Genomic DNA, 13,006 nt, shown 5'->3' on the forward strand with positions numbered 1-13,006 from the left:
GCCAACACCGGCTTGCGCGCGGGTGAACGGATATTGGGGTTTTCCCCCATACCGGGAGCCGGTCGCCGTCGGTAGCTTGGTGATCACGACAAGGGGGTACGAATGGCACTCTTCAGGAAGGCGCTCGCCGTTGCCGCGGCCGTGCTTTCGGTCACCACACTTGGCGCGGGGGTCGCGAACGCGGGTGAGGACGGCGCGAAAGCCGTGCTGCGCTACACCGAACACGGCATCCCGCACATCGTCGCGAAGGACTTCGCGGGCCTCGGCTACGGGTACGGCTACGGGGCGGCGACCGACAACGTCTGCGAGCTCGCGAAGATCTACGTCACGGTGAGCGCGCAGCGGTCGCGGTACTTCGGCCCGGACGGCGAAGGCTACCCGTCGCTGTCCGAGGCGAAGAACAATCTGCACAGCGACCTGTTCTTCCAGCAGCTCAACGATTCCGGCGTGGTCGACAGGCTGGTCTCCCAGCCCGCGCCCCAAGGGCCGCGGCCCGAGGTCCGGCAGGTCGTTTCGGGCTACGTCAAGGGGTTCAACGCCTTCCTGGCCCGCACCGGCCGGTCCGGGATCACCGATCCGGCCTGCCGCGGCGCGGAGTGGGTCCGGCCGATCACCGAGCAGGACTTCTACCGGCACTTCTACTCCATCGCCGTCACCGGAGGCCTGGGCTTCGTCACCGAAGGGCTGTTCGCGGCGCCGCCGTCCGGTGCGCCGTCGCCGGCCCCGGGCACGCCCGCGCAGCTGTCGGCGAGCCTGCGCGACGGGCTCGGCAAGGGCGGGCTGGGCAGCAACGGGATCGCCGTCGGCGCGGACGGGACCGCGGCGGGGCGCGGCAGTGTGCTGCTCGGCAACCCGCACTACCCGTGGCACGACGGACGGCGGTTCTGGCAGAGCCAGCTGACCATTCCCGGCCGGGTCGACGTGGCCGGGGCGAGCCTGCTCGGCATGCCGTTCGTCATGATCGGGCACACCGCGGACGCGGCCTGGACGCACACGGTGTCCACCCCGGTCACGTTCGGCCTGTTCGAAGTGCCGCTGGCGGCCGGTGATCCGACGACGTACGTGGTCGACGGCAAGCCCGAGAAGATGACCTCCCGCGAGGTCACCGTCCACGTGCGGCAAGCCGACGGCTCGCTGAAGCCGGTCCGGCAAACCTTCTGGTCGACGCGCTACGGCCCGGTGCTGAACGACGTCGGCGGGTTCCCGGTGCCGTGGACGGCGAAGTCGGCGTACGCGCTGCGAGACGCCAACGCGACCAACCTGCGCGGGCTGAACACGTGGTTCGAGCTCGACCAGGCCCGCAGCACGGCCGACGTCGTGCGCGCGCTCAGCCGCACCCAGGGTGTGCCGTGGGTGAACACGATCGCCACCGACCGGGCGGGCAACGCGCTCTACGCCGACATCCAGGTCGTTCCGCACGTCACCGACGAGCTGGCTCGCACCTGCAGCACACCGACCGGCCGGCAGACCTTCGACGCCGACGGACTGGCCATTTTGGACGGTTCGCGGACGTCCTGTCAGTGGGGTTCGGACCCGGGCGCGCTCGAGCCGGGGATCTTCGCGCCGGCCCGGCTGCCGCAGCAGCAGCGCCGGGACTACGAGCTGAACGCCAACGACAGCGCCTGGCTCGCGAACGCCCGCGCGCCACTCACGGGATTTCCGCGGATCGTCAGCGAGCAGGACACCGAGCGTTCCCCGCGCACCCGGGAAGCGCTGCTGACGGCCGAGGCGGGCAAGTTCACCACGGACTCGATGAAGAAGATGCTCTTCGCGGACCACAGCCTGTTCGCCGACCTGGCGGCGGCGGACCTGGCGAAGCTGTGCGCGTCGTTCCCGGACGGGCGGGCCCCGTCGTCGTCCGGCCCGGTCCCGGTCGGCCCGGCGTGCACGGCGCTGGCGAGCTGGGACCACACGTACTCCCTCGACAGCCGTGGTTCCCTGCTGTTCCAACGGTTCGCCGCCCGGCTGGCCAACGTCGACCGGTTCTCCGTGCCGTTCGACCCGAAGGCTCCGCTGACCACGCCGAACACGCTCAACGGGGAAAATCCGGACGTCCGGAAGGCGTTCGGCGACGCCCTCGTGGAGCTGCGCGCGGCGGGTCTCGCCCCGGACGCCCGGCTGCGCGACGGCCAAGCCGTCACGCGCAACGGCGAGCGCATCCCGATCCACGGCGGCCAGGGTTTCCTCGGCGTGCTGAACGTGATGACACCGGTGTGGGATCCGGCCCGCGGCAACACCGAAGTCGCGCACGGCTCCAGCTTCATCCAGGTGGTCGGGTTCAGCGGGCGCGGGTGCCCGGACTCCTCGACGTTGCTGACGTATTCACAGTCGGCCAATCCGGCGTCGCCGTACTTCAGTGATCAGACGCGGCTTTACAGCCGTGGTGAGTGGGTGAAGGGCCGATTCTGCGAGGCCGACATCCTGCGCTCCCCCGCCCTGCGGGTGGTGGTGCTGCGCTGACATCCCGGCGGGGGCGGGCACTCAGCCACCCGCCTCCGCCGCCAGCGCACGCAGATCCGCGAAAGCCTCGGCCAGGTGCTCATCCAGGCCGCGCACGGACTCCCGGATCCACACCCCCGCCGCGTGATGGAAGGTGACCCAGCCGACGTGCGCCGCCAAGGAGGCGGCACGCTCACTCACCCCTCGCTCACGCAAAGCCGCCGCCAGGGCATCCGCCATCGCCGCGGCCTTGGCCAGATCGCGCTCCCGCAGCGCCGGCGTTGCGGCGATGACCGCCAGCCGCGGTTCGGCGAACGACCGGTTGCCCTCCAGGATCGCCGCGGCCTTCTGGAAGGCTCGGAGCAGGACTTCCAGCGGCGGCAGGCCTTCGGGCGCGTCGGCCACCGACCGGGTCAGGTCGGCGCGCAGAGCGGCTTCGCCGTCGAACAGCACTTCGCGCTTGTCCGGGAAGTGCCGGAAGAACGTGCGCTCGGTGACGCCGGCCCGGGCGGCGATCTCGGCCGTGGTGGTCCGGTCGAATCCCCGCTCCTGGTACAGCTCCAAGGCCGCCTGCTGGAGGCGGCGGCGCGCTTCTTCCCCGCTGCGTGGCACTCCGTCACCTTACCCGTAGTGACAGTCACTGACATGACGAGGTAGAGTTCGTAGCGTCAGTCACTGTCACTACGTCGGAGAGAACACATGCACGTCTTCGTCACCGGCGGTTCCGGCCTGACCGGACCCACCGTCGTCGCCGAGCTGATCGCGGCCGGCCACACCGTCACCGGCCTGGCGCGTTCCGATGCGGCGGCTGCCCGGCTGGCCTCGCTCGGCGCCACCCCGCACCCCGGCTCACTCGACGATCTCGACAGCCTGCGCACGGGCGCCGAAGCCGCCGACGGCGTCCTGCACATGGCCTTCGGCGGCGATTTCGCCGATCCGGACGACATGATGCGCCGCGACACGGCCGCCATCGATGCCCTCGGCAGCGCGCTGGAGCACACGGGCAAGCCGCTCGTGAGCACGTCCGGCACGCTGGTCATGCCCGCCGGCCGCGAAAGCACCGAGCGGGACGAACCCGACTCGTCCGGGCTCGCCGCGTTCCGGATCGCCGGCGAACGGGCCTGCCTCGGCTTCGCCGGGAACGGCGTGCGCGCGAGCGTGGTCCGGCTCGCGCCGACCGTCCACGGCCCCGGGGACTACGGCTTCATCGGCATGCTGATCGACACCGCCCGCAAGACCGGCAAGTCCGCCTACGTCGGCGACGGCGGCAACCGCTGGCCCGCGGTGCACCGGCTCGACGCGGCGGCGCTCTTCCGCCTGGCCTTGGAGGCCGCGCCGGCCGGCAGTGTGCTGCACGGGGCCGCGGAGAACGTCCCGTTCCGGAGCATCGCCGAGACGATCGGGCGCGGCCTGGGCCTGCCTGTCGTCTCGCTGACCCCGGAGGAGGCCACCGGCCACTACGCGAGCCCGTTCATGGCCACGGTCTACGGCTTCGATGCGCCCGTCAGCAGCGCTCTCACACGGGAACTGCTCGGCTGGTCACCCCGCCACCCGACCCTGCTCGACGACATCGAACACGGCGACTACCTGTAGGAGGTCAGGGCTGGGGCTGCTGGCTCGCCAACGTTCCCGCGGCCATCCGCCGCGCCACATCGCGGCGCAGCCACAGCAGCCACAGCCACACCGCCAGGAAGATCACGCCGAGCACGGCGATCGCCGGCAGCCAGAACACCAGCGCGATGAGCACCACCTGCAGCGTCAGGATCACCGGCACCGCCCACGGACGCTTGACGAACCCGCACGTCACGATCAGCAGGACCGCCACCGCGATGACCGTCCAGCCGGTTCCGGTGGACAGCCCGCCGCCCAGCTTGTTGACCACCGGCAGGGCGAGGGCGACCGTGATCGCCTCCATGATCAGCGTTCCGGACATCACGCCGCGGAAGCCCTTCATGGGGTCCTTGGGCTTGGGCGTCTCCTTGGACGTCACGCCGGCTCCTTCCCGAACAGCGTGCGCGCCTCGCCCGCCGTGACCACCGAGCCCGTGACCAGCACGCCGCCGCCCGCCAGTGGCTCCTCGGGGTCGTCGTTGGTCTCCACCAGCGCGATCGCCGTCTCGATCGCCGTCTCCAGGTCCGTCTCGGCGACGACGCGGTCCTCGCCGAACACCGAGATCGCCAGCTCGTTCAGCTCCTCCAGCGGCATCGAGCGAGGCGAAGAATTGCGCGTCACGACGATGTCGGACACCACCGGCTCGAGGGCGTCGAGGATGCCGTGGGCGTCCTTTTCGGCCATCACGCCGACTACCGCGACCAGGCGGCGGAAGGCGAACTCCTCCGACACCGTCTTCGCGAGGGCGCGGGCGCCGTGCGGGTTGTGCGCCGCGTCGAGCAGGACCGTCGGGGCCGACCGGACGCGCTCGAGCCGTCCCGGGGTCTCGACTTCGGCGAACGCCTCGCGCACCGCCTCCACGACCAGCTGCTTGTCCTTGCCCGCGCCGAAGAACGCCTCGACCGCGGCCAGCGCGAGCGCGGCGTTCGCGGCCTGGTGGGCACCGTGCAGCGGGAGGAAGATCTCGTCGTACACGCCGCCGAGACCCTGCAGCTTCAGCAGCTGCCCGCCGACGGCGACCTCCTTCTCGAGCACGCCGAACTCGCTGCCCGCGCGGGCCACCGCGGCGTCGACCTCGACCGCGCGCTCCAGCAGCACCTTCAGCACTTCCGGGTCCTGCTCGGCGATGACCGCGACCGAGCCGGGCTTGATGATGCCCGCCTTCTCGCGCGCCGCGCTCACCGCGTCGGGCCCCAGGTACTCGACGTGGTCCAGGCCGATCGGCGTGATGACGGCGACGTCGGCGTCGGCGACGTTCGTGGCGTCCCAGGCGCCGCCGAGCCCCGCTTCGAGCACCGCGGCCTCCACCGGGGCGTCGGCGAACGCGGCGAACGCCATCCCGGTCAGGATCTCGAACTTGCTCATCTCGACGCCGTCCGCCGAGGCACCGTCCACCATGGACACGTACGGCGCGATGTCGTTCCACAGCTCCGCGTAGCGTGCGGCGGAGATGGGCCGGCCGTCGAGGGCGATCCGCTCGGTGACCAGCTGCAGGTGCGGGCTCGTGTAGCGGCCGACGCGCAGGCCCATCCGGGTCAGCAGGGCGTCGATCATCCGGGCCGTGGAGCCCTTGCCGTTCGTGCCGGCGACGTGCAGCACCGGGTAGCCGCGGTTCGGCTCGCCCAGCAGCTGCGTCAGCGCCGAGATCCGGGTCAGCGACGGCTCGATCTTCGTCTCCGGCCAGCGCTGGTTCAGCTCGGCCTCGACAACCATCAGCTCGCGCCGCGCCTCGGGCCCGTTCGGGTCGCCGTACTGGACCTGCTCGCCCTGGTCGTCGAGCTCGTGCAGCTCGGTGTCCTCGGGCACGGTCAGATCGGGCACCGGGCCGGTCGCGAGGTTGTCCCCGAGCTGGCCGACCCCGCCGATCCCGCCGCGCGAGCCGCCGCCGGCTTCGAACGCGGTGTCGCGGACGTCCAGTTCCGGGTCGTGGTCGTCGGACTCCTCGTAGCCCGACGTCCCCAGTTCGTCGACGCCCGCGAAGCTGTCCAGATCCGACAGGTCCGGCCTGCGACCTGTCTCATCCTGCGGCACTGAATCTCCTCCGGCCTGGGGTTTCGCACTTGCCTTCCGAGTCTACGTGCGTGACGGGTGGCACTCTCGACGCATGCCGTTCAACCACAACGACCACTACCACCCGCTGCTGCTGGACCTGCTGCCGCCGGGGCCGGGCATCGCGCTGGACGTCGGGTGCGGCACCGGCCGGTTCGCCCGGCGGCTCGCCGCGACGGGCATGGCGGTGGAGGCGGTCGACATCTCGGCGGCGATGGTCGAGGCGGCGTCCGGGCTGGGGTCGCCGGGGCCCGGCGAGATCGTCTACCGGCAGGCCGACGTCACCACCGACCCCCTGCCCGAGGCGCACTACGACTACATCTCGTGCCTGGCGTCACTGCACCACATGCCGTTCGAAACGGTCGCCAAGCTGCGCCGCGCCCTGGTGCCGGGCGGCGTGCTGGTGGTGCTGACCCCGGCGCGGCCGAGCAGCCCGAAAGACTGGGCCCGCGAGGCTGCCGCCGTGCCGCTGAACGCGCTGGCACGGCTCGTCGTGCACGCCGCGGAACGGCTCAACGGCGGCAGCGACGGCGGCCCGCCGGTTCCGACGCTGTTCCGGTTCCCGACGATCGCCGAACTGCGCCGCGAGTCGGCCCGGCTGCTGCCCGGCAGCACGGTCCGGCCGTTGCTCTTCTGGCGCACCTTGATCACTTACCGTGAGCACGGTGACGGTGACCCGACTGGCGGGTGAAGTCCGGCCCTTCGGCGGCTCCGGCTCGCTAGATCTGGTGTCGGCACTTCCACCGCGAGAACGGGGCCTTCATGCGCACCACCCGGCTGCTCGTCGCCGTCTCCTCGGCAGCCATCCTGCTCACGGCCACCGCGGCCGCCGCGTCGGCCGCGGGAATCCACCACTACGTCGCCCTCGGCGACTCCTACACTTCGGGGCCGTTCATCCCGGTCCAGCGGTACGACCCGCTGGGCTGCGGGCGGTCGACGGCGAACTACCCGTCGGTCGTGGCGGCCGCGCTCAAGCCCGGCACGTTCACCGACGTCAGCTGCGGCGGCGCCGACACGGGGTCGATGACCCGGGCGCAGCAGGTCCCGTTCAACGGCACCAACCCGCCGCAGCTGGACGCCCTCCGGATCGACACCGACCTCGTCACCCTCGGCCTCGGCGCCAACGACTACGGCCTGTTCGGCAGCGTGACCACGATGTGCCCCGGACTGCGGGCCGGCGACCCGACGGGCAACCCGTGCGAGCAGCACTTCACGACCAACGGCGTCGACACGGTGACGACGGCGATCACCGCCATCCAGCCGCGGATCGGCGCCGTGCTGTCCGCGATCCGCCAGCGTTCGCCCGGTGCCCGGGTGCTGGTCGTCGGCTACCCGCGGATCGCCCCGGAGAGCGGGTACTGCCCGGACGTCCTGCCGTTCGCCGACGGCGACTACGCCTGGCTGAACCGCGTCGAGAGCGACCTCAACGCAGCCCTCGAAGACGCCGCGGCGAGCGGGGACGCGCAGTACGTCGACACGTTCGGCCCGTCGCGCGGCCACGACGCCTGCGCGCGCGGCGGGTCGGCGTGGATCAACGGCAAGGACCAGAACATCTTCGCGGCCGCCGCCTACCACCCGCTGCGGGCGGGGATGGCCGGCGTGGCGGCCGTGGTGCTCAAGGCGTTGCGCTGAGGAAGTCCAGCACGAGCCGGGCGAACTCGTCCGGAAGCTCGGCCGGGGCGCCGTGCCCCGCGTCGATTTCGGCGGCGCGGGCGTCCGGGATCGCGGCGGCCAGTTCGCGCTGCTGGGCCGCCGTCACGATCCGGTCGTGCGCGCTGCCGAGCACCAGCACCGGTGCGGTGATCCCGCCGAGCACGGGCCGCAGGTCGACGGCGCGGTCGGCGCCGATCTGGCGGTCCGCGCCCGGCTGGATCATCGTTTCCAGGGTCTTGACCAGCTGTTCGTTGCTCTCCGCCGTCGCCTGCTCCCAGTAGCGCGGACCGAAGGCCATCAGCGGGAGCATCCGGGCGAAGGTCCCGGTTTCCAGCAGGTCCAGCCAGTACCGGAACTCGGCGTCCTGCCGCACGTCGGTGGCCGGCCAGGCGGCGTGCAGGACCGCTCTCCGGACGCGGTCCGGGCGGGTGCCGGCCAGGTGGGCCGCCACGACCCCGCCGAGCGAGTGCCCGACGACGTCGGCCTTCTCGGCTCCTGCGTGGTCCAGGACGGCTTCGGCTTGGGCGGCGAGGGCTTCGACGGTGAGCGGGCCGCCGCCGTCACGGGTTCGGCCGGAGCCGGGGAAGTCGGGGGCGAGGACGGTGAACCCGTCCGCTTGCGCGGTCAGCTGGCCCCACTGTTCGCGGGACGCGGCCGTGCCGTGCAGCAGGAGCAGCGCGGGGCCGTCGCCGGTGCGGTCGTAGTGGACGACGGTGTCGCCGAGCGTCACTTCGGGCATTCTCGCTCCTTCAGGCGATCTCGCGGAGGGCGGCGGTGAACGCGCGCGGGTTTTCCTGGTGCGGGATGTGCCCGCACCCGGCGAACACGTGCACCCGGGCACCGGGCGTTTCCGCGGCGCAGCTGCGCGGCACTTCGAGCGGGATTTCGGCGTCGAGCTCGCCGTGCAGGTAGGTGATCGGGGTCTGGAGATCCTTCAGGCGCGGCCGCGGGTCGTAGGTGGTGCACTCGGTGAACAGCTCGTCGATGTACGGGCCGGAGTCGAGCAGCTGCCGGATCGTCCAGTCGACGAGCCCGCGCGGGGCGCCGGGGGCGAACCAGTTCGGCACCCAGTCCTCGAGGGTGCCGACCCGGTCGTCGACGAGCCGTTTCCGCAGGTCCTGGACCTTGTCGAGCATGCCGGTGGCGGGCCAGTACCCGGGGCTGTCGACGGCGACGACGCGTTCGACCAGGTCCGGCCGGGCCAGCGCCAGTTCGGTGGCGAAGACGCCGCCGATGCTCGACCCGACGACGGTGGGCTTGATCCCCAGCGTTTCGATCACCGTCGCGAGGTCGGCCGTGACGCCGTCGATGGTGTTCCCCTCGGCGGGGTGGTCCGAGCGGCCGCACCCCCGCCAGTCGAGGGTGACGACGCGGTGGTCGCGCACGAGGTCGGGCAGGCACGACGTCCAGACGCGGCCGCTGGTCCCCCAGCCGTGCAGGAGCAGCAGGGCCGGGCCGGTGCCGGCGTCTTCGTAGTGGAGGCGGATTCCGTTGACGTCCAAGAAGGGCATGAACCCGAGCTTGGTGCCCGGGGGCCCGCTTTTCGATGGGCAGTCCGTTCGTACACTGATCACGAATCCTGATGAATGGGGGCGGTCGTGGAGCTGCGCCAGCTGAGGTACTTCGTGACGGTCGCCGAGGAGCTCCACTTCGGACGCGCGGCCGAGCGCCTGCACATCGTCCAGCCCGCGGTGAGCCAGCAGATCCGGCGGCTGGAGCGGGCACTGGGCGTGACGCTGTTCGAGCGGACGACGCGTTCGGTGGTGCTGACGGAGGCGGGGCAGCGGTTCCTGCCCGCGGCCCGCGCGGTCCTGGCGGCGGCCGAGCGGGCGGTGGACTCGGTGGCGGACTTCCGTGACGTCCGGCTGCTGCGGCTCGGCACGAGCGAAGGCCTGGGCGACCGGTTGGACGTGCTGCTGGCCGAGTTCACCCGGCGGGCCCCGGAGGCGCAGCTGGAGCTGGTTCACGCGCCGACGGCCCAGCGCCTGCACCGGGTCCGCGACGGTTCCCTGGACGCGACCATCGTCCGCGGCGGCCGGCCCGCGCCGGGGCTCGACTTCAGTCTGCTGTGGACGGACGAGGTGGTGGTGGCCCTGCCGGCCTCGCACCCGCTGGCCGAGTCGGAGGTGGTCCCGTTCGCGGCACTGGCTGCCCTGCCGGCGCGGTTGAGCCCGCCTTCGCGGAACCAGCCGTTGTACGACCTGATCGTTTCGTGTTGCCGGGAGGCGGGCTTCGAGCCGGTGCTCGGCAAGGAGTTCACGACGGCGCAGGACACGTTGGGAACACTGGGTTTCGGGCGTCCGCACTGGACGGTGTTCTACCGGGCGCACGCGAACCTGCTACCGGTGCCGGGCGTGGCGTTCCGGCCGTTGACCGGCCCGGCGCCCCGGATGCCGACGTACCTGGCCACCCCGGCGGACCGGCGGGTGACACCGGAGGTGGTGGCCCTGATCGAGGCGGCGCGGACGACCGAGGCCGGCTGAGCAGCCCCCGTTTTCCACGCTACCCGAGGGGTACGACAAAGCCCGGCGCTCCGCAACCGGAGCACCGGGCTTCGTCCACAACTTCAGGAAGCACCGGGCTTCCTCCACACCATCAGGATGCCGGCAGCGCCGCCAAGCGGGCCGTGATGCGGTCGATGTCCGCCGCCGCCGTCTCCTTGCGGGTTTTGATCTTCGCCACGACCTGCTCCGGGGCCTTCGCGATGAAAGCCTCGTTGCCGAGCTTTGCCTCCGTCTGCGACAGCTCCTTCTCCGCCGCCGCGAGGTCCTTCTGGAGGCGCTTGCGCTCGGCCGCCACGTCGACCGTGCCCGACAGGTCCAGCTCCACCGTCACCACGCCGTCCGCCAGGGCCACTTCCAGCGAGGCGCTCGCCGCGAAGTCGTCCGAAGCCGGGGTCAGGCGCACCAGGGAGCGGACCGCCTCTTCGTGGCCGCCCGCGTAGCCCGCCAGCCGGGCCGCCACCTTCTGGCCCGGCTTCAGGCCCTGGTCCGCGCGGAACCGGCGGATCTCCGTCACCAGCTTCTGGACGTCCGCGATCCGGGCGTCGGCCGCCGGATCCGCGTAACCCTCGAACGGCACCGGCCAGGACGCCACCACCAGCGACTCGCCGCCGGTCAGCGCCGTCCAGAGCTTCTCGGTGATGAACGGGATGAACGGGTGCAGCAGCCGCAGCACCGTGTCCAGCACGTGTCCGAGCACGGCACGGGTGGCGGAGACGCGCGCGGAATCCCCTTGGTACAGCTGGACCTTCGCCAGCTCCAGGTACCAGTCGCACAGCTCGTTCCAGGTGAACTGGTAGAGCGCGCCCGCCACCTTCGCGAACTGGAAGTCCTCGAACAGGCCGTCCACTTCGGACACCAGCGCGGCGAGACGCCCCAGGATCCAGCGGTCCGCCTCGGTCAGCTCCGCAGAGGCAGGCAGCGGAGCGGCGACCGAAGCGCCGTTCATCATCGCGAACTTCGTCGCGTTCCACAGCTTCGTGCAGAAGTTGCGGGAACCCGCCGCCCACTCGTCGGCCAGTGCCATGTCCGCGCCCGGGTTGGCGCCACGGGCCAGCGTGAACCGGGTCGCGTCCGCGCCGTAGGCGTCCATCCACTCCAGCGGGTCGATCACGTTGCCGCGCGACTTCGACATCTTCTTGCCCTGGGCGTCGCGGATGAGCCCGTGCAGGTAGACGTGGTCGAACGGCTGCTTGCCGTCCATCTGGTGCACGCCGAACATCATCATCCGGACGACCCAGAAGAAGAGGATGTCGTAGCCGGTCGACAGCACGCTGGTCGGGTAGAACCGCGCCAGGTCTTCGGTGGACGACGGCCAGCCGAGCGTGGACATCGGCCACAGGCCCGAGGAGAACCACGTGTCCAGCACGTCCGGGTCCTGCGTCCAGCCCTCGCCCGACGGCGGCTGCTCGTCCGGGCCGACGCAGACGACCTCGCCGTCCGGCCCGTAGTACACCGGGATGCGGTGCCCCCACCACAGCTGGCGCGAGATCGTCCAGTCGTGCATGTTGTCGACCCAGTCGAAGTAGCGTTTGCCCAGCTCCGGCGGGTGGATCTTGGTGCGGCCGTCGCGGACCGCGTCGCCGGCCAGCTTGGCCAGCTCCTCGACCTTGACCCACCACTGCAGCGACAGCCGCGGCTCGACCACCGTGTCGCACCGCGAACAGTGGCCGACCGCGTGCACGTACGGCCGCTTCTCCGCGACGATCCGGCCGGCCTCCCGCAGCGCGGCGACGACCGCCGGGCGCGCCTCGAACCGGTCGAGGCCCTCGAACGGCCCCGGCGCGGTGATCTCCGCGCGCTCGTTCATGATCGTCAGCATCGGCAGGTCGTGGCGGCGGCCGATCTCGAAGTCGTTCGGGTCGTGCGCCGGGGTGACCTTCACCGCACCCGTGCCGAACTCCGGGTCGACGTGCTTGTCGGCCACGATCGGGATGCGGCGGCCGGTCAGCGGCAGCTCGACCTCGGTGCCGACCAGGTGCGCGTACCGCTCGTCGTCCGGGTGGACGGCGACCGCGGTGTCGCCCAGCATCGTCTCGGCGCGGGTGGTGGCCACGACGATCGCGGTGTCGCCGTCGCCGTAGCGGATCGAGACGAGTTCGCCGTCGTCGTCGTTGTGGTCGACCTCGATGTCCGACAGCGCCGTCTGGCAGCGCGGGCACCAGTTGATGATCCGCTCGGCGCGGTAGATCAGGCCCTCGTCGTAGAAGTTCTTGAACACCGTCTGGACGGCCTTCGAGAGGTTCTCGTCCATGGTGAAGCGCTCACGCGACCAGTCGACGCCGTCGCCGAGGCGCTTCATCTGGCCGAGGATCTTGCCGCCGTACTCGGCCTTCCACTCCCAGACGCGCTCGACGAACTTCTCGCGGCCCAGGTCGTGGCGCGAAAGGCCCTCGCCGGCCAGCTGGCGCTCGACGACGTTCTGCGTCGCGATGCCCGCGTGGTCCATGCCCGGCAGCCACAGCACCTCGTAGCCCTGCATGCGACGGCGGCGGCTCATCGCGTCCATCAGGGTGTGGTTGAGGGCGTGGCCCATGTGCAGCGAACCGGTGACGTTCGGCGGCGGCAGTACGATCGAGAACGGCGGCTTCCCCGACGAGGCGTCGGCCGTGAAGTACCCGGCCGCTACCCAGCGGTCGTACATCGGTGCTTCCTCGGCGGCCGGGTCCCAGGCACCCGGAAGGTCGGTGGTCTGCTGCGGAGCGTTCTCGGTCACAATGGACAAGTCTACGAACCCGTCACGGCGGGTCACC

General features: G+C 71.5%; 11 protein-coding genes. 5 read left to right on the top strand and 6 right to left on the bottom strand.

Features of this window, described 5'->3' with window-relative positions; genetic code table 11:
* Positions 1 to 102 precede the first annotated feature (102 nt).
* Complete coding sequence (locus IE317_RS07425) at positions 103 to 2,460, top strand: penicillin acylase family protein (RefSeq protein WP_191307600.1); 2,358 nt, start codon at positions 103 to 105, stop codon at positions 2,458 to 2,460.
* Positions 2,461 to 2,481: 21 nt separating this feature from the next.
* Here the strand turns inward: IE317_RS07425 and IE317_RS07430 are convergent, their stop codons facing one another.
* Positions 2,482 to 3,051 (bottom strand): TetR family transcriptional regulator, encoded by a 570-nt coding sequence (locus IE317_RS07430; protein WP_191307602.1) that lies wholly within the window; start codon positions 3,049 to 3,051, stop codon positions 2,482 to 2,484.
* A gap of 87 nt (positions 3,052 to 3,138) precedes the next feature.
* Between IE317_RS07430 and IE317_RS07435 the strand changes: the two genes are divergently transcribed.
* Positions 3,139 to 4,032 (top strand): SDR family oxidoreductase, encoded by an 894-nt coding sequence (locus IE317_RS07435; protein WP_191307604.1) that lies wholly within the window; start codon positions 3,139 to 3,141, stop codon positions 4,030 to 4,032.
* A gap of 4 nt (positions 4,033 to 4,036) precedes the next feature.
* On the opposite strand, the gene IE317_RS07440 is transcribed toward IE317_RS07435, so the two are convergent.
* Positions 4,037 to 4,393 (bottom strand): DUF4233 domain-containing protein, encoded by a 357-nt coding sequence (locus IE317_RS07440; protein ID WP_373308994.1) that lies wholly within the window; start codon positions 4,391 to 4,393, stop codon positions 4,037 to 4,039.
* Between the two features lie 32 nt (positions 4,394 to 4,425).
* Positions 4,426 to 6,081, bottom strand: a complete 1,656-nt coding sequence (gene folC / locus IE317_RS07445) for a bifunctional tetrahydrofolate synthase/dihydrofolate synthase (protein WP_191307608.1) — start codon at positions 6,079 to 6,081, stop codon at positions 4,426 to 4,428.
* A gap of 73 nt (positions 6,082 to 6,154) precedes the next feature.
* Here folC and IE317_RS07450 point away from each other — a divergent pair, with 73 nt between their 5' ends.
* Complete coding sequence (locus IE317_RS07450; RefSeq protein WP_191307610.1) at positions 6,155 to 6,790, top strand: class I SAM-dependent methyltransferase; 636 nt, start codon at positions 6,155 to 6,157, stop codon at positions 6,788 to 6,790.
* 71 nt (positions 6,791 to 6,861) lie between these two features.
* Complete coding sequence (locus tag IE317_RS07455; protein WP_191307612.1) at positions 6,862 to 7,731, top strand: SGNH/GDSL hydrolase family protein; 870 nt, start codon at positions 6,862 to 6,864, stop codon at positions 7,729 to 7,731.
* On the opposite strand, the gene IE317_RS07460 is transcribed toward IE317_RS07455, so the two are convergent.
* Both IE317_RS07460 and IE317_RS07465 read right to left on the bottom strand, forming a co-directional pair.
* Positions 7,715 to 8,491, bottom strand: coding sequence for an alpha/beta fold hydrolase (locus tag IE317_RS07460; protein ID WP_191307613.1), 777 nt, complete (start codon positions 8,489 to 8,491; stop codon positions 7,715 to 7,717). The two genes, IE317_RS07455 and IE317_RS07460, sit on opposite strands and share 17 nt — an antisense overlap.
* Positions 8,492 to 8,501: 10 nt before the next feature.
* A complete protein-coding gene (locus tag IE317_RS07465) occupies positions 8,502 to 9,263 on the bottom strand; it encodes an alpha/beta fold hydrolase (protein ID WP_191307615.1) in 762 nt (253 codons plus the stop codon).
* 75 nt (positions 9,264 to 9,338) lie between these two features.
* Between IE317_RS07465 and IE317_RS07470 the strand changes: the two genes are divergently transcribed.
* Positions 9,339 to 10,235 carry a LysR family transcriptional regulator gene (locus IE317_RS07470; protein ID WP_229902529.1) on the top strand — a complete coding sequence of 299 codons (897 nt, stop codon included), beginning with the start codon at positions 9,339 to 9,341 and terminating at the stop codon, positions 10,233 to 10,235.
* Positions 10,236 to 10,347: 112 nt separating this feature from the next.
* Here the strand turns inward: IE317_RS07470 and IE317_RS07475 are convergent, their stop codons facing one another.
* The gene (locus IE317_RS07475; RefSeq protein WP_191307617.1) at positions 10,348 to 12,969 is read right to left on the bottom strand and encodes a valine--tRNA ligase; all 2,622 of its coding nucleotides are present in this window, start codon (positions 12,967 to 12,969) and stop codon (positions 10,348 to 10,350) included.
* Between the last annotated feature and the right edge of the window lie 37 nt (positions 12,970 to 13,006).

It is taken from the genome of Amycolatopsis bullii (assembly GCF_014654205.1).
GTDB classification, from domain to species: Bacteria; Actinomycetota; Actinomycetes; order Mycobacteriales; family Pseudonocardiaceae; genus Amycolatopsis; species Amycolatopsis plumensis.